General features: G+C 42.7%; 14 protein-coding genes and 1 pseudogene. 9 read left to right on the forward strand and 6 right to left on the reverse strand.

Going from position 1 to position 21,347, the window contains the following annotated elements; genetic code table 11:
- Positions 1-131 precede the first annotated feature (131 nt).
- The 8 genes and pseudogenes from ACDZ28_RS26085 to ACDZ28_RS26120 all read left to right on the forward strand — a co-directional run bounded on the left by ACDZ28_RS26085 (position 132) and on the right by ACDZ28_RS26120 (position 11,161).
- On the forward strand, positions 132-908 hold the full coding sequence (locus tag ACDZ28_RS26085; protein WP_375103162.1) for a MerR family transcriptional regulator: 777 nt from the start codon (positions 132-134) through the stop codon (positions 906-908).
- Entirely contained in the window at positions 905-1,585 is a 681-nt protein-coding gene (locus ACDZ28_RS26090) for a GNAT family N-acetyltransferase (RefSeq protein WP_375103163.1), read from the forward strand. Before ACDZ28_RS26085 ends, ACDZ28_RS26090 begins: the two co-directional genes overlap by 4 nt.
- The gene (locus ACDZ28_RS26095; protein WP_375103164.1) at positions 1,569-2,579 is read left to right on the forward strand and encodes an alpha/beta hydrolase family protein; all 1,011 of its coding nucleotides are present in this window, start codon (positions 1,569-1,571) and stop codon (positions 2,577-2,579) included. Before ACDZ28_RS26090 ends, ACDZ28_RS26095 begins: the two co-directional genes overlap by 17 nt.
- A gap of 65 nt (positions 2,580-2,644) precedes the next feature.
- Positions 2,645-2,827: pseudogene (locus ACDZ28_RS26100) on the forward strand (chitobiase/beta-hexosaminidase C-terminal domain-containing protein); the annotation flags it as partial.
- A 282-nt stretch (positions 2,828-3,109) separates the two neighbouring features.
- On the forward strand, positions 3,110-6,700 hold the full coding sequence (locus tag ACDZ28_RS26105) for a bacterial Ig-like domain-containing protein (RefSeq protein ID WP_375103165.1): 3,591 nt from the start codon (positions 3,110-3,112) through the stop codon (positions 6,698-6,700).
- Positions 6,666-9,005 (forward strand): S-layer homology domain-containing protein, encoded by a 2,340-nt coding sequence (locus tag ACDZ28_RS26110; RefSeq protein WP_375103166.1) that lies wholly within the window; start codon positions 6,666-6,668, stop codon positions 9,003-9,005. The genes ACDZ28_RS26105 and ACDZ28_RS26110 overlap by 35 nt, the downstream gene beginning before the upstream one ends.
- 254 nt (positions 9,006-9,259) lie before the next feature.
- Positions 9,260-10,096 (forward strand): GyrI-like domain-containing protein, encoded by an 837-nt coding sequence (locus ACDZ28_RS26115; RefSeq protein WP_375103167.1) that lies wholly within the window; start codon positions 9,260-9,262, stop codon positions 10,094-10,096.
- Between the two features lie 36 nt (positions 10,097-10,132).
- Positions 10,133-11,161: a serine hydrolase domain-containing protein gene (locus tag ACDZ28_RS26120; RefSeq protein ID WP_375103168.1), complete on the forward strand. Its 1,029-nt coding sequence runs from the start codon at positions 10,133-10,135 to the stop codon at positions 11,159-11,161.
- Between the two features lie 66 nt (positions 11,162-11,227).
- On the opposite strand, the gene ACDZ28_RS26125 is transcribed toward ACDZ28_RS26120, so the two are convergent.
- The gene (locus ACDZ28_RS26125) at positions 11,228-11,626 is read right to left on the reverse strand and encodes a hypothetical protein (RefSeq protein WP_375103169.1); all 399 of its coding nucleotides are present in this window, start codon (positions 11,624-11,626) and stop codon (positions 11,228-11,230) included.
- Positions 11,627-11,780: 154 nt separating this feature from the next.
- On the reverse strand, positions 11,781-13,526 hold the full coding sequence (locus tag ACDZ28_RS26130; protein WP_375103170.1) for a beta-galactosidase family protein: 1,746 nt from the start codon (positions 13,524-13,526) through the stop codon (positions 11,781-11,783).
- 155 nt (positions 13,527-13,681) lie between these two features.
- On the opposite strand from ACDZ28_RS26130, the gene ACDZ28_RS26135 reads away from it, so the two are divergent.
- On the forward strand, positions 13,682-15,136 hold the full coding sequence (locus ACDZ28_RS26135; protein WP_375103171.1) for a sulfatase: 1,455 nt from the start codon (positions 13,682-13,684) through the stop codon (positions 15,134-15,136).
- 81 nt (positions 15,137-15,217) lie between these two features.
- Here ACDZ28_RS26135 and ACDZ28_RS26140 read toward each other — a convergent pair whose 3' ends face one another.
- The 4 genes from ACDZ28_RS26140 to ACDZ28_RS26155 form a co-directional block, all read right to left on the reverse strand.
- A complete protein-coding gene (locus tag ACDZ28_RS26140) occupies positions 15,218-16,717 on the reverse strand; it encodes an arylsulfatase (protein ID WP_375103172.1) in 1,500 nt (499 codons plus the stop codon).
- Between the two features lie 15 nt (positions 16,718-16,732).
- On the reverse strand, positions 16,733-18,628 hold the full coding sequence (locus ACDZ28_RS26145) for a family 20 glycosylhydrolase (RefSeq protein WP_375103173.1): 1,896 nt from the start codon (positions 18,626-18,628) through the stop codon (positions 16,733-16,735).
- A 121-nt stretch (positions 18,629-18,749) separates the two neighbouring features.
- Positions 18,750-20,381, reverse strand: coding sequence for an extracellular solute-binding protein (locus ACDZ28_RS26150; RefSeq protein ID WP_375103174.1), 1,632 nt, complete (start codon positions 20,379-20,381; stop codon positions 18,750-18,752).
- A 57-nt stretch (positions 20,382-20,438) separates the two neighbouring features.
- Entirely contained in the window at positions 20,439-21,338 is a 900-nt protein-coding gene (locus ACDZ28_RS26155) for a carbohydrate ABC transporter permease (protein ID WP_375103175.1), read from the reverse strand.
- Positions 21,339-21,347: the final 9 nt, after the last annotated feature.

Raw genomic sequence — 21,347 nt, forward strand, 5'->3', positions numbered from 1 at the left:
AAATTTTCCGTTTTCCTTCATGATTCGACAAATTAATAAAACGACAGCTTAATCCAAGCTTGACCTTAGGTCAGACCTAAGGTTTATAGTTATTGCATTCAACAAATACCCAACAGATAGGAGCGACACCCTTGAATCAACACATAACGATTGGTGAACTTTCAAAACTTATGAATGTATCTGTGCACCAAATCCGATATTTTGAAGAAAAAGAGATTTTATTTCCAGCCTATACCGATAGCAATCAATACCGGATGTATGGGATTAATGAGATTTATCAGTTGGCCCAGATCTTATTGCTTCGCAAATTAGACATACCAGTCAGCACAATTAACAAAAGTATGAATAACTTCTCCACAACTGACTACCATCAGCTTTTGAAGCAATCTCAAAGTAAAATAAACTCTGAAATAAACCAGCTAATGTTGTTGCAGCAGTTTTTACAAAAGATACTTAACGAATACGAGCAATCCGACATTCTAGAAGACAAATATAGTATTAAGCAATTGGATACTCGTCATTTAAAAAAATGGATAGAACTTGACCAAGATAAGTCACTCACCGCTCGAAGTTTGTATGAAAAAAAGCCGCACCTATCACATTTATTCGAAACAGATCTGCATTATTTATACGAAAATGAACAAGTAACCTTATGTTATGAAAGCAATCAATCACCGGACATCATTCTAGAAAAAGGTAGCTACCTCTATAAAGCTTTTTTCGTGACGGATGATCAAGATATTGAACGTGAGATTGCGCAACTGGAACACTATTTAACACAGCATCATTATACAATTCAGGGACAACTGATCATTTTGGAAAAATCCTATTTATCCATGTTCAACAATGACAAGCTTCATTTTGAAATTCAAATAAAAATCAAATATGATTCTGACGGTGTAGCATGATAAATCTGAACAAGATTGTAATAGCTGAATATCAAGAACAAGATCGTAGAGCAGTGTGCAGTCTTTTAGTGGACGCGTTCCATGGGAAGTTCCACTCCCTCATCCCACTGGACGACGATGATATTACTGACCTACTCTTCGGACTCTGGGCGCTTGAGCAACAATCCACATCATCACAACAAATCGTCGCCCAAGAAAATGGAGAAGTTGTCGGTACGCTCAGCATAAAGTGGAAGGACTGCCGGGCCCCAAAGAGAAGTAACCTTAAAACGCCACAACGTAATTCCCATTCACAAGTATTCAAGCAGTTTGGATATATAAATGTATGTAAGTTAATGGTCGGATTACGTTTTTTGAATTATCAGCCTCGGGCAAAAGAATGTTACATCGAGCATTTGGCCGTTCGATCTAGTCACCGCAATAAAGGAATCGGCAAGCAGCTGCTTAGTTGGGCTATAGAATTTGTAAACAGTCATTCAGACATGGACAAATTAACGCTACATGTTGCTGAAAATAATAAACAAGCTATTCAAATGTACCAACAGATGAACTTTGGTATCGTTCAAGCTAACTATAGCGGGATTAAACACCTACTTTTTAAAGAGGCAAATTGGCTTTACATGACAAGGAGTTCACCACTACACCCTAGGAGTGCAGTAAATGAGATTAAATATTAAATTAACCGCATGGATAATTACTGGTTTATTGTTAGCTTTAGGCTTATTCGTGTTAAAACAGCATTCATATGAAATAATTGAGAAAAAGATAGAAATCGAAACCCCTCAGGGTAAACTAACAGGAACTTTAATTCTGCCCCAGAACTATTCTGGAAACGTAGGGCTGGTAGTTTTTGTACATGGTGATGGTCCCATAAATGACTCATACGATGATGGGTATAAACCCTTGTGGGAGAAATTCGCATCTGTAGGATATGCTTCGTTGTCTCTTAACAAGCCTGGTATTGGTGGTTCCTCCGGCAACTGGTTGGAGCAAAGTATGGAAGATCGCGCTCAGGAAACAATCGCAGCAATTAACTGGGCGAAAGCCTTGCCGATGATTGATACGCAATCTATTGGTTTGTGGGGGGCAAGTCAAGCCGGATGGGTAATTCCTAAGATCGTAAGAGAAGTACCTGATCTCGCGTTCAGTATTCTTGTATCGCCTGCCGTGAACTGGATTTCTCAAGGTAAATACAATACAAGATTAGAAATGAAAAACGAAGGATTCTCGGAATATGAGATCCAAGCGAAAGAACACTATAACGCTCAAGTCTTACAACTACTTAACGAACGTGCCTCTTATGAAGATTACTTGCGAATTGCAAAATCCGAGAACTTGATTTCTAAGGAACGCTGGGGATTTATCGCCAAAAACTATCAGTCTGATGCCACCAAAGAACTTAGTTACTTCAATGCTCCTGTCCATCTAGTACTCGGCGGTCAAGATATCAATGTAGATATTGAGGAAACCGAACGTATTTACCGTGAAAAAATACCTGTTAGCTTGCTCTCTGTCTCTTATTTTCCCAACGCTGACCACTCTATGCTGTCAAAAAAGAATGCCGCATCCCCCTTAAGGACTTATTTAACAGCTGTCTTCTTTCCACGACAATTGGTGGATGATCAATATTTAAATGATCTTAGCCGATTTATTAAGACTCACTCTCAGTAACACTTTAACATCCCTCGCGTTCTGAGCCGCAAATGTTGCCGTTATTATAGGGCACGGACGGCAGTGAACCTAGTGCATCATCGTTAAAATATATTGCTTCTATTTCTGTGACACAGAATATGACACTCAAGGCCAAAGCATTCAAGGAGTTAATGACGGATTCTGCAACTACAAGCGCCACTTACGTAATTAATGTGGTAACACAAGTCGCCCAACCTGTTATAATACTCTTCGAGTGTATGCTTTAACGAATGGATGGAATTTCAACTACATGAACTTCAGATAATTTAAAATGGAGAACAACTTTTGGGTTAAAGCCCATTAGCCGTTCTCCTTTTTTATTGCTCAACACCGAATTCAAGTATCCGTAAACCGAGTGTCATTAACTCACATCCTCCCTTACATCCCTTATATACAGTGGTATATGGAGTATTGATTATAGCTGTACTTTTCAACGATAAAGTATAATCTCGGATGATCAAACATTAAGCTTTGGTCAAAAATCGGTCTATAAGGAGAGGTTTTAATCATTGAGAACACATCAACGTTTGTTAGCCATGCTAGTAACCTTCCTACTCTTGGTTTCATCTTTTCCACCATCCATGTTTGCAGAGGAGGTCACTGATCCTGACGATGGGATGATTAACATTCAAAGTAAATGGAATGGAAGCGTATTTGGTGACGTTGGAGGTCAGGACAAAATTACGTCGGCAAACTTTGGAATCAAAGAGAACGCAGGCGGATCAGTTACGCTTAGAAGCTCTAACGACAGAGGCAAAGTATCGGGCAGCACGGAAGGTATCGCTTATTATTTTCAAGAGATTGATCCGGGCGTTAATTTTGAATTAACAGCAACCGCTCATGTGGATAGTTGGACAGCGAATAACCAGGTATCCTTCGGCATCATGCTCCGCAGCAATGTGTGGAATAACCAATTCGGAGCGTACTCCGGAGATTACGTAGCAGTGGGTTCATTGGACCAAGAAATGAAAGCGTTTCACAAATTACAAAATGCCAGCTTACAGAAGCTTGGGTACGAATTCGATAACGTTAATCGGCCTACCCAGGGTGAAGAATATGAACTAAGCATCAAAAAGACAGGGAATTTGTATGTAGTAAAGATCGGGAATGAAACCAAAATGATTGAAAGCTTTGAAGGCTCTATTCAATATGCCGGTCTTTATACTGCTAGAAATACGACGGTGACGTTCCGTAACGTACACTTAAGTCAAGAAGGTCAAGTTGAGCTTGGGCCTTGGGAGTTTAGCGCCTTCGGGGGAAATACAAATCCCACTAAGAATCCTGAACCAGTGATAGAAGACCACTCTACAGTTACAATGACCACCTACGGAGGCAAAATCTCAAGCAGTGATGAAGGACTATCTTTTTACTACAAAGAGATTCCTAATGATGCTAACTTTGAATTGAAAGCCAAAGCTAATGTTACTTCATTTAATAGCAATAGCAGCGTCAGTACACCTAACCAGAAATCCTTCGGACTTATGTTGAGAGATTCGGTAGGAATAAATGGTGATTCTAACACGACAACTTCTAACTATACTGCTGTGGGTGCTTTGGATCAGGTGATGAAAGGTTTTTATAAAAAAACAACACAAGTAAAGCTCACCCCATTTAGCGGCAGCAATCCCCCCACTGCAGGTGAAGCCTATGATCTCAGCATTAAAAAATCGGGCACTACCTATCTGCTAAGCATCGGTGACCAAACCGAAATAGTGACATTGGACGATACGTTCAATGATACGATCTTCGCAGGGCTTTATGTAGCTAGGGACGCAACCGTAACCTTTAGCGAAATCGACATTAAGGTCGAGTCCAAAATCGTAACGAACTTAATGGCTGATACAAGTGCGATGTCCAAAACCTCCTATCTGGTTGGCGAATCACTGGATTTATCTGGACTGGTCGTTAAGGCCATCTTTTCTGATAACAGTGAAGCCGTTTTGTCTCCCACTGATTATATTGTTTCCGGATTTGATAGCAGTAAGGTTGGGGAGAATACAGTAACGATTAACTATAACGGCGCTTCAGTAACAATCACGCTTCAAATCGTTCCATTATCCATGACCTCATTAATGGTTAAGTATGATCCAGCGAAAACGGTCTACTATCCAGGGGATGCGTTCGATCCGGAAGGTCTTGTTGTTGTTGCTAATTATAATGATGGATTCTTAACGAAAGAACTGACTAGTGAACTCTATACGCTCTCTATTAATGAGCAACCCGTATCGGATCTGTTGCCGTATCTGTTGTCACAGTCAGGCTCATATAAGGTTACGATTAGATCTACGGAGACTCCATTAATAACAACTGCCTTTAACATTGAAGTCATTGATGCAACTCTATCTACGTTGGAAATCAGAAATGAGCCAAAGCAAACGGTCTATTACATCGGTGATTCCATCAAATTAGAAGGGATTATCCTTTATGCTCATTATTCTGATGGAACTGAGCTTCGGCTAATGAACAATGAATACACCGTCTCTCCTCTGAACACCTTGACTCCTGGAGATAAAAAAATCACAGTCACCCATAAGGGATTAACAGCCTCTTTCCAAGTGAAGGTCAAAATGAAGAAGCTAGCAAGAATCGAAGTATCTAGTTATCCAAAAACGACCTATTACTTAAACGATACTTTTGATAGCAAGGGTTTGATCGTGTCTAAAGTGTATGACAATTCGGATAGAGAAGTTCTAAGTACCTTCACTCTCGACACCTCTCAATTCGATAATCAAAAGCCCGGCGTTTATGAAATTGGTATCATCCCCACAGATGCGTCCATTAAGCCGATTACGTATTCTGTTACTGTTAAGGAAAAGACGGAACCTGTATGGCGTAGCATTCAATTCGGTCAATCTACATCGACCACTAATAACCAGACGATTCTAAAAGATGATGGATCGGTAGAGATTATCGCACTGGAAGGCGGCGGAAAGGTCACCGAAGACCATGACGGTATTACCTTCTATTACACCGAACTAGATGCGTCAGAAGATAATTTCGTTCTGTCAGCGGATATTCAAGTGTTGGCTTATGCGAAAAATCCATATGACGGTCAAGAATCGTTCGGGATAATGGCACGAGACGCCATCGGCACATCAGGAAATTCTAGTGTATTTGCCTCTAACATTGCTGCTATAGGTGGTTACAGCGGTGGTACAAGAAATGATAATGGAACTCAGCTGTTTGTTCGAACCGGTGTGGAAAAGCCAGACGGAACTGGAAGTAAAGGCATTCAAACGATCATGCTCAAAAAAGAACGCCCTGCACCTAACAACACAGCCCCTGCAGCTCCATATCGTCTAACACTTGCTAAAACGAATAGCGGCTTTACTGGACAACTTAATAACGATCAGGAAGCTATACACTTTACGCCTGATATTCTTAACATACAAGATTCAAAGATGTATGTAGGGTTTTATGTGGCTCGTCTAGCTACAATCCATATCAGTAATATCCAATTAACAGTAACTTCAGCAGCAACGGATTCACCTAAAGTTGAACCTCCTACACCTCCGGTCACACCTAACATAGATATCCTTTCGCTGAGCAAGACTTCAGATCCGAATTACCAAATGATTGTACGTTCAAACGCCAACGGATCTGTGACACTGAAGCAAGGTTCTACGGTAATCGCGCAAGACAATAAAGCCGTAGCAGGCAAGCGTCTTTCTATTCCAGCTACACTAGTGAATCAAGGAGATACGAACTTCAGCATTACTTTTTTACCAGATGACACGCAGTATTTGACCTCTTATAACAAGATAATTCGTAACTTTACAGTCATAATGAAAAGCTATGATCCCATGGGTGAAGATATTTATGTATCCCCAACCGGTACAAGTGCTGGTGATGGATCGATTGATCTCCCGCTTGATATCGATACCGCTATTGATTTCGTCAAGCCAGGTCAACACATTATCCTACTTGATGGTCGTTATGTGCGGAATTCATCACTCCATATTAAGAAGTACAATGATGGAGACGAGAATGCGAAGAAGTACTTGGAAGCTGCACCTGGAGCAAGACCCATTATCGATTTTGATAAAAAAAACAGAAGGTGTTCTCTTGAGCGGGAACTATTGGCATGTGAAGGGACTTGATTTCACCCGCTCGGCCGGTAATACTAAGGGCTTTACAGTTGGAGGAAATTATAACATCGTTGAAAATAGCCGCTTTTATGCTAATGGAGACACCGGTCTACAAATCAGCCGTACAGATGGAACGGCTCAAGAAATAGCTGAATGGCCATCTTACAACTTAATTCTGAACAGTACTTCCTTTGATAACCGCGATCCATCTGACAATAATGCTGATGGCTTCGCTGCGAAATTGACTGCTGGCGTCGGAAATATTTTTAGAGGCTGTCTGGCACATAACAACATCGACGATGGATGGGATTTGTACACTAAGGCAGGCTCCGGTGCAATCGGTGCTGTATCGATTGAGAATAGTGCTGCATTCAATAACGGATTCTTAACAGATGGAACGATAGGTGCCGGTGACAAGAATGGATTTAAGCTGGGTGGTGAGGGCATTCACGTCACACATACCATCCGTGATTCTATCGCCTTTGGCAATGGAGCATATGGTTTTACAAGCAATAGTAATCCAGGTGTTATTGCCATAAACAACATCGGATTCAATAATGTACGTGGAAATATGAGCTTTACGACTTATGACCATATTACCGCAGACTTTAAGATTGATGGCTTCTTATCCTACCGGACGAATAACATTGCGAAAGACCAATATCCTTCCTCATTGGCGGCTGACAACAATTTCATGTATGATGGCGCAACCTCAGCCAATAAGTCTGGTCAACAGCTAACGGATGCAAATTTCGTAAGCTTAATTCCGGCAACATCCTATATGAGGGATTCAGAGGGCAATGTTATATGGGGTGACTTCTTGAAGTTCATTCCTTTTGGCGAGCAGGAGCCAAGTCCGACTCCTACATCGAGCCCAACTACTTCACCAAGTCCGACTACTTCACCAAGTCCGACATCTTCACCAAGTCCGACATCTTCACCAAGTCCGACATCTTCACCAAGTCCGACATCTTCACTAAGTCCGACATCTTCACCAAGTCCGACATCTTCACCAAGTCCGACATCTTCACCAAGTCCGACATCTTCACCAAGTCCGACATCTTCACCAAGTCCGACATCTTCACCGAGCTCAGGCAGTTCTGGATTATCTACTCAGGATTCAGCCACAAGTGTACTTCTGTTGGACGGAAGTGTAAGGCTTGACCTGTCTCCTACTATTGATGCAGGGAAAGCTAGTACTATATTAAATGAATCCACATTACAAAAAATGATTGAATTAGCTAAACCTAATTCATCCGGTCATAAAACAATTCGAATACAGCTTCTAAGTGATCCAGCATCTGACGTTAAGGAATATCAAGTAATCCTCCCTGCTTCCGCTTTTCGTGCAGGAACTTCCACCTTGCAGCTTGAGCTCACTTCATCGTTAGCTACCATTATGTTACCGAATCGTATATTTCCAGAGAATATGCTGGATAACGTGAAGACGGTTACCCTGTTACTGAGAACCGTCGATGCTGCAGGGCAATTAAAAGGGAAGTTAGGAAATCGCTCACTTATCGAGTATGAGCTTCGCTTGGATGGAACAAAAGCTCAGATGAACAATTTACAGACAGCTATACAGATTGGGCTTCCTCATCCAGCAGTTGTCCCAGCATCGAACAATGCTTTTATTGTCGTGTGGAACGTTGATACGAACGGATTTATTCTACCTGTAATAGGTGAGTATTATGATGCAGTCAAGAAACAAGCTATGTTCTCGACCACGAATTCTTCCGGCCAGTTTGCGGCGGTCTACAATCACAAGACATTCAGTGATTTGTCTGATTCACATTGGGCGAAGTTCGTAGTAGAAGTACTAACATCTAAAGGCGTCATTACCGGAGTATCTGAACAAGAATTTAAACCTGATCAGGCAATTACACGCGCAGATTTCGTACTTTTATTAGTTAGAACTTTGGAACTAACCGCGGTAGACGGGATCGTCTTTTCAGATGTGTCTCCAAGTGATTATTTTTATGAGGGACTTATGACTGCTCAGAAACTAGGCATCGTTAATGGTCAAACCGATGGACGTTATCATCCTCATGAATCGATATCCAGACAAGAGATGTTTGTTATGGTGGTTAGAGCGCTTAAGGCTGCAGGAAAGTTGAGTCCTGTTCCCGCTTCTTCATCACCACTAGTTGTCTTTACTGACCATAACCAAATTGCTGAATATGCGGCAGAGGATATAGCGGAACTGGTAGCAGCTGGTTTCATTAAAGGAAATGGTCAACAGCAACTTACACCAACCGCTCCATCTTCACGTGCCGAAGCAGCTATGCTGATTTACAGAATTCTTATGCAAAAATAATAAACAAAAAAACAGAACCCCAAAACCATACTGTATGTGGTTTCGGGGTTCTTCTTCAGTTGTATACTCTGCTCGTTGTAGAACACACAACGTCTTTTCGAATGACACTTCACTTTATTCTAGCCATCTTGGTTTAGATACACTAGATTGTCTATTGACTTTACCCTTAGGGGAAGGTGCATAGTGGAAATGAACAAACCAACGAAATCAAAGCTTATATATCATTTAATATCGAAGAAAGGGAGATGAGATAGTTGCTGTCCATAGGTGAATTCTCGAAGATATGCGAAGTGTCAACTAAAACACTACGGTATTATGATGAAATTGGGCTAATTCATCCTGATGAGATTAACCCTGAGAACGGTTATAGGTATTACTCCATCAAACAACTAACAAAAATGCTCTTTATTAACCGTTTGAAATCTTATCAGTTCTCTTTGGAAGAGATCAAAGACATTCTGGAATGGGAGCAGGATCAATTTGAAGAAAAGCTATGTGCAGCCCTAAATCTCAAAAAAAGAGAAGTACAAGAGAAATTACGAGTTTACGAATACACCTTAAAGCAAATGAACAGTGATGTTTTAAATTTAGAGAAAGGGATATCTCTGATGTCCTACCTAAACAAGATAGAAGTACAGCTTGTTGAAACTAAGCCTATGAATATCCTTTATTTACGTCAGATATTGAGCAGTGATGATTACGCGCTTGGATATGGAAAGTATTTTAGCAAACTGTATGAAATCATTGCCACAGAAAAGCTGACCTTGCTTGGTACGCCAATAACAATTTATCACAGTGAGGAATATAATCCTGCCGGGAATGATACAGAGTTTGCCCTACCTATTGAGGAGATCGTAAAGGAAACAAGAGAATTACCTGATGGGCTGTGTGCGAAGTCGGTTTATAGAGGCCCCTATTCAGAATTGACATCCGTTTATGCGAAGCTTACAGAATGGATTGAAAACGAAGGTTACGAATTGATTAGCTCTCCCTATGAAATATACCTTACGGACCCCACACAAACTGCTGATCCTGAGAATCTTGTTACTGAGGTGTATTTTCCTGTTAAGAAAAGATCGCAGTCACACTGATATTCATAAAAAATTTGAATATAAGGAGTTACCTAAATGCACAGAAACTACTGGCCTACGAAAGACTGGCACACTTCAGATTCGGCTGCCTTAGGGATGGATACAGAACAACTTTTAGAAATAGAAGCTAAGATTAAATCCGACTATAGTAATATAAACGGAATCGTAGTGGCGAGAAATGGATATATTGCCTATGAACAATACTATAATGGTTATGGTCCAGAAGATCTGCATCATGTGGCTTCTGTAACGAAAAGTATCATATCCGCCCTCATTGGTATTGCCATTGATGCAGGATATATCAAGCATGTTGAACAGAAAGTGCTGGATTTTTTCCCCGAATATGATCCTGGCGATGCTACTGCACAGCTGCAAAAACAAGAGATCACCATACGTCATTTGCTCACCATGACAGCTCCCTATGCTTTCGAGGACTGGCATGAACCACTGGAACAAATGTGTAAATCGTCCGACTGGGTCAAATATACGCTGGATATCCTTGGCCGCCAAGGGAATGTTGGTGATTTTAAATATTCCACCGCAGGAGCTCACTTACTGTCAGCTATCATCACTCGTTGCACAGGAAAAAGTGCCCGTGAGTTCGCTAACGAGCAATTATTCAGTCGTATCGGAATGAAAGAAATTCCGGATTATGAGATGAAATCATTTGGGTTCGACGATTTGTTTGGGGTAAATGTGAAGGGCTGGGTGGAAGACCCACATCGTATCACAACTGGTGGATGGGGACTTACGTTATCTCCACGCGATATGGCGCGTTTTGGTTTATTATTTTTGAACCGTGGAAAATGGGCGAATAATCAGATTATTTCGGAGACATGGATTGAGGAATCTATAGCGATGAACGCTAATCATTACGGTTATTTGTGGTGGCTCCGCGAAGATGACGGGGTTTACTCCTACTCAGCTTTAGGTGATGGTGGTAATGTCATTTGCTGCATTCTAGAAAAAAAACTTGTCGTAGCCATCGCCTCAGAGTTCACACTTCAACCTCGTGACCGGTGGCCTCTGATTAAGGATTATATTATTCCGTCCGTATTAGTGTAAAAAAGCAGAAACATGCTGGTTGCCACTACGTTAACATCTAGAAGAGCAACCAGCTGACACTCTAAGTTATTTTGCTTCAAGGAAAATAATCTCGCCTTCGTTGCTGCTTACATCAAAAAATCCTACTTTGTGTTTTATAGTCAACTCCCGCATCGCCGTATAAGCTTCCTCAGCAACGGAATAAGCGAAGGCTGCATAGATAACAGAGGAACCAAGCGAGTAATCAGTTAGCCGGTTATCCGTTCCGGCTTCCTCCATCGCCTCAAAAATCTCATCCTCAACATTCATATTAGGAAATTGCTCGGACAACTCACCATAAAAGCGTTGCAGCGCGTCCGATAAAACTGAAGGATCATTATAGGCATGGTCTTCTGACCATTTCACTTGCTGCTCGTACCAATCCATAAACCCCGCTCTTTCTTGCGGTGCCTTAGACGTCTCAAACGCCATCAAATCATAACTCATTAGCAATCCTCCTTCTAACCACTTCCTACAAACCAACCAAATTCTCGATTTCACTTCAAGTGGTAATTTTATGAAATGACTATTGTCTTGATTATATATTAAAAATCATCAGATCAATACTACAGAATGATGGTCCCTACCCACCCTTTAAATATCACGTGAGCTCCGGTGTATCTACAAAAGTAACCACGGACTCCAATACGCCATGTAGTTCAAACAAGATTAGTTCGTTTTCACCTTGGCGCAGGAGTGGAGCTGGTAAATACATCGTTTTTGTCGGACCTTTCTCCCAGTAACGACCTAAATTAAAGCCATTTATAAAAGCTTGGCCTTTGGTCCATCCGTCCAGTCGCAAAAAAGTATCCTCTGGCTTATTGACTTGAAAGTTCCCCCGGTAGAAAGTGGGCTGCTGACGTTGTTCGCAATCTATCGGAGTGAATGATAATCCTTTAAGGTCGTTTAACGGTAATGAACGAATAGTCCAATCATGCAGGAATTGATAGCCGAGTCTAACGCCGCATGTGATACCTTTCGGATCACGAAGCAGCGGGCCATAATTTACGCGCCCCATATTCTCCACAAGGATGTCGATTTGCAGTCCCTCCGTTGGAACCTCTAATGGAATGCCTCTCGGATCCCAGCGTTCAACTGTAACTACAAAAGCACCGTTCGCAAATACAAGCGCACGATCGCGTACTTCTTGCAGAACGAGCTCCATTCCACTGCGCGGCCCACTGATCTTCGTAGAATATAAGATAAATCCATAATCCTGACCGAATTTCTCCATTGGCTCAGGACATGCTCTACGTTCAGGGTGAGACAATATGTCTAACTGAGTGAACAAAGGTACAGATTCTGTCATCAGCACTTTACCGTATGCTCGTGATTGAATTACGGGCGGTAATTCCAGTGGGGGCAACGCTACGTATTTCTCAATTATTTTTCGAGCTGCGTAGAATTTTGCAGTTGGCTTACCTGATTCGTCCAGTAACGTATCATAATCGTAGCTGGTTACGAGTGGTTCATATTTTTCAAAAAGATTTGCCCCGTTCATAAATCCAAAATTAGTCCCCCCATGGAACATATAAAAGTTTACAGAGGCACTTAAAGAAAGCATCTCGTCTAAAGCCTCCGCTACTTCAGACTCGGGGCGTGTATTATGCGGTTTCATCCAGTGGTCAAACCATCCATTCCAGAATTCCATACACATCAATGGCCCCGTAGGCTGATATTCACGTAGTTTAGCAAAGGCTTCCTTAGCCCGTGAACCGAAATTTACGGTGGCGAACACTCCGTCGATCATACCGCCTTGAAGCATATGGTCTTCAGCTCCATCCGATGTGAACAGCAGAACATCCATACCGCGGGCAATCATGCCTTCTTTTAGATAGTTCAGGTAAGTCTTGTCACTTCCAAAGCTTCCATATTCGTTTTCTACCTGAAGGGCGAGCACAGGTCCACCATTAGTGCTTAACAAAGGTCGCAGACGTGGAAGCAACTCATCGAAGTAGGCATCCACCTTAGCTAAATAGACCTTCTCATTACAACGCAGTTGTATGTTATCGTCCGCAAGTAACCAAGCTGGCAATCCACCGAATTCCCATTCCGCACAAATATAAGGACTTGGCCGCAAAATGACGTGCAAACCGAGCTCTCCGGCTAACTTAACGAAAGCTTCGATGTCAGCAAAGCCTACGAAATTGAAGCTCCCCTCCTCTGGTTCATGTAAATTCCAAGGAATATAAGTTTCAACAGTATTCAATCCGCAAGCTTTCAGCTTCAGCAAACGATCCTGCCAATATTCCGGAATGATCCGGAAATAATGAAGCGCACCAGAAAGCAGCCGGACGGGTTGTTCGTCTAATATAAAATGATCCCCTGATATGGATAACTTTCGCATAAAATTTCTCCTCCAACATTGAGATAGACTATTCAATTATAGGTAATAAAAACATCACTCCATATGGACGATTCTAATGAATTATTATGGAGAATTCATTGGTTGCTAGAGGCTTTTGTGATGCTATACACTATATTCATAGGAGGTTTTTACGGATGTCAAAGAGAACTCATATTTGGTTAATTACCACAGATCAAATGCGTGCGGATGCGCTTGGAATCGAAAATGCTTCCGTATTAACACCTGAGCTTGATAAGCTTGCTTCGGAAGGCACGCTCTTCACTGGAGCTTACTGTGCTAGTCCTGTTTGCACACCCTCACGATCCTCCATTTTTACAGGAAGGTACCCTCATGTTCACGGTGCTTGGAACATCGGTACCGCACTAAAAGAAGATGAACTTACTTTATGCGATCATCTCAAGCAAGCGAATTATAAAACCATCGGTGTAGGAAAGATGCATTTCCGTCCACAAATGAAGGGGGACTTTTCTCAGGAGTATGAAGAGCCTGCTTATCGTGATCGCGGAAGAGCCTCCGATGGAACTTACTATGGTTTTGATGAGCATCATATTACTGAAGACAATTGCATCGGTGAATACATAGAGTGGCTTAAGGCGCGCAATCCTGAAGTAGCTGAGCGTTTCAGCAAGGACCGTTATAAAGCCTCTGATGCTCAAAACGACGTGTGGGAGAGTGAAATTCCTCCAGAGCTGCATCAGACATACTGGATTGCTGAACGGAGCATCGAAGCTATCCTCTCTCACAAAACCGAGCAACCGCTATTCTTATGGTCCAGTTTCGTCGATCCACATCATCCCTTTGATCCTCCAAAGGCATACGCAGATATGTACGCGGACACAGACATCTCAATACGAACCAGAGAAGCTGATAATGTGCATCTTCGTCCTCAACATCTACTGCGTCAGGGTCAGGATGGCTATTGGCCTGGCGGCGGTGAGGAGCATTCTCTTGATGAAGCGCTTATAAAACGGCTCACTCGAAATTATTATGCGATGATTACCTTCATTGATGAACAGATTGGACGAATTATAAAGGCTTGGCGTCAAAAAGAAATGTACGATGATGTAGTCGTCCTATTCACCAGCGACCATGGAGAGCTACTCGGCGACCACGGACTAATTTACAAGGGACCTTGGTTTTATGAAGGTCTAACGCGGATCCCGATGATCGTACGCGGTCCTGGAATTGTTTCCGGGCAACGGGTTTCTGCTTTGATGGAGCATGTGGATATTGTACCCACACTGCTTGAAGCCGCAGGTCTCAACTGTCCCTACGGAGTTCAAGGCTTGTCACAGATGGAGGTGCTGGCTGGAAGGAAGCCTCATGTCCGTAATTCTGCACTAACCGCTTATATTGCTCATGATCGAGGCATTAACGCTAAGTGTTTGCGTACAACACGTTATAAGCTGGTTATCTTTGCAGGAGAGACTTACGGTGAGTTATATGATTTGAAAGAGGATCCTCAAGAGAACTTCAATCGTTATGAAGATCCCGATTATAGTGAAATTCGCCTTTGGATGGTAGAATTGCTTGTTCATCGGATGATTCAGGATCAGGACCCTTTGCCAGAACGCCGGAGTAGCTGGTAAATCAAAACACATGCTAACACCCTTAATATTTCCGTAACAGGCGAAGGGCAACCTGAATGTTCAGGTTGCCCTTCGTTTAGATCATTTCCCTATTTCGCAAGCCTTTAGAATATGAGAAATCGGACGTCCGGCAATCAATTCACCGTTGTTTACAAACCCTTCCTCTCGTCCCTCCAGCTCGTGAATAAGCCGCTCTCTCCATTCACGTATACGCTCGAAATTATCGGTGTATCCGATTGCATTAACCTTCTCTGAGGGGTCGGTCACTAGATTGAAGAACTGCTCTTCCCCTGTCTGAGAATACCAAATGTATTTCTCTCTTCCGTCTGTTAAGAAGTGGTGGGACTTTTCGCCATAGGCATGCTCCCCATGAATATAAGACCGCCACACTGTCTGATCTCCCCTACACAGTGGCATCACACTTTGCCCTTCAACTGTAACTGGGATTTGGATGCCAGCAACCTCAAGAAATGTTGGCATAATATCGCGAAGCTCTACAACGGAATCGAGCCGGGAACCTGCAAGAAGTCCCAGCGTTTCTCCCGGGTCATACAATAAGAAAGGAATCTTAGCACTCCCTTCATATGGAAGAGACTTACGGAAGTAATGGTGATCCCCCATCATCTCACCATGATCAGAAGTGAATAAAATCAAAGTTTCATTTAATACTCCATATTCCTGCAGCCCATTGATCAACCTCCCAATCTGGTCGTCAAGATGCGTAATAAGCGCATAATAGGCGGCACGGGCACGATCCAATCTGCGCTTTGGCAAATGAGTGAACGAAGATGTTGGATCCTTAGCTCTGTTTAAAGCTGCATTCTCGTCCACCCAATCTCCAACTGGAGGATCAGGAAATTCCAAGTCCTTGTACATATCTAGATAAGATTGCGGCGGATCCAAGGGGGAATGTGGACGAACGAAGGAGGACCATAGGAAAAATGGTTTTCCTGGGTCTCTTCTTCGTAAGAAGTCTAGCGACTCGGTTACGCACCAATTCGTTGGATGCATCGCTTCCGGCAAGTGCCAGGGGCGAGCAACTGTTGAGGCATTGCAATCAAGTCCTAAGTCCGTGATATCCGAATTGGCATTGGTTTGTCTTCGCAGCCATTGTAAATAATCATCCACTTGATCATAGTGTTCATCATATATGGCTTGGCTCTTGTCCCGATTGTAGTGAAGATATCCATCATGAAGCACTACATTATGGAATCCACATAGATTACGTGCAGGATATACATGCATCTTGCCAACACACTGCGTATGATAACCCGCTTGAGCAAGCTCTCCGGCAATCGTATGGGCGTAATTCCATTCAACCTTATCCTGATACCCCACCCGCCCATGTGATCTTTGGCCCATTCCTGTCATGATAGCAGCCCTCGCGGGAATACAACTCGGGGTAGCTGAGTAAGCGTGTTCAAATAATATCCCTCTTGATGCAAGAGAATCCAGGTTGGGTGTCTCAATGACGGGATGTCCCATGATGCTCAGGCAATCAAAACGCATTTGATCCACTGTGATAAGCAAAAGGTTAGGCCGCTTTGTGCCATTATGATGGTCCAGATTAGTGTCAATCATAACCTCACTCCTTTCTTATACTCCTGCGATGACGGAAGGTGTTGCGATCGTATGCCACAAATTCGCACTTATCGCTCTTGGACCGTCATCGTCAACGAGACCGTCGAACGTCAGCAGCTCCTCTTCTAATTCAGCTATCTGTTCCACTTTCCCTTCAACATAACTATTAATTCGATGAATAGCCGTCCTAATCCTCTGAAGCATTCCTCCCATACGAAGATCAAAAACATCAAAACCAAACACCTTATTTTCCAGCTCCCATTGTACCCGATAGTCATCCATAAATCGCCCGGTCAAATCTGATAGCTCTGGCAAAATTACATTGGCAAAGTGAGCTAATTCCTGTAAATTTCCCCGATGATAAGCATCGCGTATAGAAATCCCGATTTCACTCTTTATTTCTAGCAAGCGACACAAACTGGCTTGTACAGAGAATAAGGATTGCCAAGGCGAATTACGCGTGATCGCCTGTTCGAGCATTTCCGCACTTTGCTGATAATGCTTCGAATACACGTTAGGAACAACATGTCGATCAAACAAGCCACACAGCACATCTTGATAAAGCAAGTATTTAGCGGGATTAATGGAGCATCCCCCCGGTGCCGAATTTCCTGGAACCAAATTGCCCGCATCAAGCGCCATAAAGTCATCATAATTGCCTTGCACGCAGCTACTGAATCTTTCTTTGACATGGTTCTCCACGAAATGTCCTGTATAACACAGCTCGGCCCAAAGTTGAAGGGTAGGAAGAACCGAGAAAACCGAAGCCTCAGCGCCGTTATCTCCCCATGCAGTTATCAGCACTTCTTGAATTCCATGCTTAACACAGCTGTCATGTGCCAACAGACTGACTTGGCGACTGAATTCATTGTTCGGAGCGAACCCCATCCATTTCCACGCTCCACCTGCAAATCCGATATGATCATTCAGCTGCTTATGTTTGCGTAACATTCCGTCGTATTTCTCCTGCGTCTCCGAATAGTAATCCCAATAGATCAAGGTAGCATCTTCGGGGATCAGCTTAACAATATCGGGGCTGATTGGACTTTCAGCATCGTAATATTCCCCGGCACTGGCCAGACGGAAAAACATGTCACTCCACATCATCGTACGGAAACCATATTTTCTGGCGATTTCCATAACAGTGTTAAAGTGTTTTAACATAAGGGAGGATCGATCCTGGTACCCATGCTTATCAAGGTATTTACCAAGTCCCATCATATGAGCTTCATCCATCCCAATATTTATGCGGCGACTGCTTACATGAGCAGACATAAAAGCGAACATTCGATCAATTAACTCGTAAGTTCCGGGATCATCAATAAGGAGAATATCCTGGAAATCCACAAGCGGTGCATGCGCCTGCCATTTCAAAGCTTGGCCGAGATGGGCCAGCGTCTGAATACAGGGAACCAGCTCTATACCAAATAACGCGGCATACTGGTCCATCTCCCGAATCTGATCCCCTGTATATCGGCCTCTCAAATAACCGAAATAAGGGTGTCCCTCTAGTTCGTACGTGTCTTCCGTATACAATTGAACCGTTGAATATCCCATAAGTGCTAAACGCCGGATTAATTCCTTATATCCTTCATTATTAAGAACAGCATTTCGCGAACAGTCTACCATGAAGCCTAGCTGTTCATAAACCGGCGATTCATTAATTTCAACTCTTTCTCCTCTACGTATGTTCTCGAGGAATCGGCTGAGCGCCCGGATCAATTGATGCTCCTTTTCATATTCAATGATAACCTGAACCTCATCGAAAGATATTCGAATCCCCTTACCTTGGTGCCTACAATTCACCGGAATCCCTGACGGTTCCATTCGGATTCCCAATATTCCAGCTACTTCTGAAACGGATGAAAGCTGTTTCTCATTTAACCCTGTCAAGTGAACGCTAAGGTTCATAGACTATCCCCTCCCAATCTTATAAGTATGCGATCAGTAGCGCCGCACATTCTTGGTTCTATACTAAGTCATTAAACGGAAGATCCGAGCTACTTCAGCCCGGATCTTCTCTATTAACTAATTATTCAATACCTTGTTCCTTAGCCTTCGCATTTACTTCCTCTATCATTTTATCAAGACCTTTAGCCTTATAATCGTTCACGATACTATTCCAGTAACTCTCCACCGGTTCTTTGGAAAGCATGATCTTGAGCAGATCATCATGGTCAAGCACAGTGAACTTATCCTTCGTCGGTGTGGACATATAAGTTAACCGAATGTCGTAATCCGGAACCTTCGTATTCTTCTGAATCCAATCAATATAATCGACAGCTTCTTTGCGGATTCCTTCGTTAGAAATTGTCGGGTTATCCATGGTGTAGCTGTCCGAAGTTTCATATGCCACCAAATTCTTTAGAAATCTGCTAGCCGGATACTTCTCATTTAAAGAACCCTTTTCAATGACAACTTTCTTCCCATTTTCAATCTTGTAATCCACGCCCTCGATACCATAAGTCAATAAGTCCTTGCCTTCCGGTGACAACACATAATCATAGAGTGCCATGATGCGATCCATCTTTTTATCGTCAACCGTATTGCTGAAATAACTTTCCGACCAATATGTTTTAAAAATGGCATGTGAGCGTTCACCATCTGGGCCAATAAGCGGCTTGAGTGCCTTCACGCTCTCCATGATATCCTTATTCGGATAAGCTGTTTTCCAGCGTTTTTCATACATATCGCTATTTAAATTTATAAAACCGCCACCGCTCAGGAGAGCCGCTGCTTTGCCTGCTACGAAATTGTCATAAGACTCTGCAGGCTTGACAAGCGCGATATCTGGATCGATCAATCCTTTTTCGTACATATTCTTCATGTTTTGAAGCGCTGGCAGCGCATTTTTCGAAAATACAGCCGGGATAAACTTACCGTCCTCTTTGATCCATTTAAAATCGCTGCCGCTTCCATCACTCGTGGCGACCGGGTTACCGTACAACCAGAAAAATCCGCCCAGCATCTTGGTAGTTGTCGTCGTAAGACCCGTAATATGTTTCCCTTCCGGATCCGACTTCACGATTGCCTCAAGCATGGCTTCAAACTCTTCCCATGTCTCTGGTTCTTTTGTAATACCAGCTTTTTGAGCAAGATCCCATCGATAGAACACCATACGATCCAGTGCGCTCCAATCGACACTTGGGAACATCCGGCGAGGAACCGTATAATACTTTCCGTCTACACCCAAGCCTTTAATATCCGGCGATTCGAAGTATTTTGCAAGGTTAGGATACTTAGAAAGGTCCGGAAGCGCTTTGACAACACCTTGTTCTACCCATTTACGTTGATATTGCGTGCCGACGGCGTCGATTGCGAAGATATCAGGCAATTGGCCGGAAGCAGCCCACATTTGAATCTTCTGGGTATAGTCATCCCAAGTCATATTGACAGGTTTTAATGTAATATTGAATTTTTCCAATACTTGTTTGGCGATCGGATCTTTTTCAATGTTAGCAATTTCAGCATCTGCATCCCAAAAACCAAGCGTAATCGTCATCGGATCCTTGTAAGGATTGTCAGTGGAATTAGAAGAATCCGTAGTCGCTTCACCGTTTGATCCCGCCTGCCCCTTGTCGTTATTGCCTCCACCGCAAGCCGTGAGCACCGAAGCTAATAAAGTTATACATAATGCCAGTGTCATCATTTTCTTTCTAAACATGCTATAAACCTCCCTTTATACTATTTTAGGATAGAATCAATCTATTTAAAATCTTTCTTATCCTTTTATTGATCCAACCATAATGCCTTTATTAAAATGCTTCTGAAGGAACGGATAAACAACAATAATCGGAATACTCGAAACCACAATAGCTGCCATCTGAAGTGCAGGGGTGTAGACCTTCCCGGTCTGCTCTTGCTCGGCCATCGTCTGTGCCATTTGACTTAGCAGGGAATTCGAAGTGATAAGTGTCTCTCGTAAATAAATCTGGAGAGGAGCTTTTGAGGCGTCACTGATAAAGATCAACGCGTACCACCATTCATTCCATCTTTCCACGGCATAGAACAAAGCAAAGGTCGCCATGAATGGAGCAGAGATTGGAATAATGATTTTGTAAAGAATGTACAGATCATTTGCCCCATCCAGCTTAGCTGATTCTTCCAGACTTTCAGGAATCGTGTTGAAATAGTTTTTCATAATGATTAGATAAAACGTATTGAGACCGGCGGGTATGATCATGACGAGTATATTGTTTACGAATCCTAAATCCTTTACGACTAGGTAAAAGGGAATTAAACCGCCATTGAAAAACATAGTGAACAAGATCAAGCTAAGCATTATGTTTCTTCCGGGCATTCCCCGCTTGGATAATGCGTATGCTCCTGCAACAGAGATCGTCATGCTGAACAACACGCCAACCACCGTTACGATGACAGAATTTAGAATTGAAGACCAAAACTTCATATCCTGAAGCAACAGCTTGTAGGCCGACAAGTCAAACGAAAGTGGAAAAATATAAAAGTCGCTTTTACTAATCGCTTCGAACCTTGCAACAGAGATAATAAGAACATTATAGAAGGGAAAAAATGTTACTAGTGCTAGAAGCGCCAGAACCACGAATGCGACGATATCGAAGACACTCCACTTTTTTCTCTTTTTAACCGTTGTGTCGGTCACTTGCTTCTC

Origin of the sequence: Paenibacillus sp. RS8, assembly GCF_041956825.1 — a bacterium.
Lineage (GTDB): Bacteria > Bacillota > Bacilli > Paenibacillales > Paenibacillaceae > Paenibacillus_AQ.

Bases quoted from the DNA above. Each gene is read 5' to 3' on its own strand.
- ACDZ28_RS26090 (WP_375103163.1), top strand. From the start codon at position 905: ATGATAAATCTGAACAAGATTGTAATAGCTGAATATCAAGAACAAGAT.
- ACDZ28_RS26095 (WP_375103164.1), top strand. From the start codon at position 1,569: ATGAGATTAAATATTAAATTAACCGCATGGATAATTACTGGTTTATTG.
- ACDZ28_RS26120 (WP_375103168.1), top strand. From the start codon at position 10,133: ATGCACAGAAACTACTGGCCTACGAAAGACTGGCACACTTCAGATTCG.
- ACDZ28_RS26125 (WP_375103169.1), bottom strand. From the start codon at position 11,626: ATGAGTTATGATTTGATGGCGTTTGAGACGTCTAAGGCACCGCAAGAA.
- ACDZ28_RS26130 (WP_375103170.1), bottom strand. From the start codon at position 13,526: ATGCGAAAGTTATCCATATCAGGGGATCATTTTATATTAGACGAACAA.
- ACDZ28_RS26135 (WP_375103171.1), top strand. From the start codon at position 13,682: ATGTCAAAGAGAACTCATATTTGGTTAATTACCACAGATCAAATGCGT.
- ACDZ28_RS26140 (WP_375103172.1), bottom strand. From the start codon at position 16,717: ATGATTGACACTAATCTGGACCATCATAATGGCACAAAGCGGCCTAAC.
- ACDZ28_RS26145 (WP_375103173.1), bottom strand. From the start codon at position 18,628: ATGAACCTTAGCGTTCACTTGACAGGGTTAAATGAGAAACAGCTTTCA.
- ACDZ28_RS26150 (WP_375103174.1), bottom strand. From the start codon at position 20,381: ATGTTTAGAAAGAAAATGATGACACTGGCATTATGTATAACTTTATTA.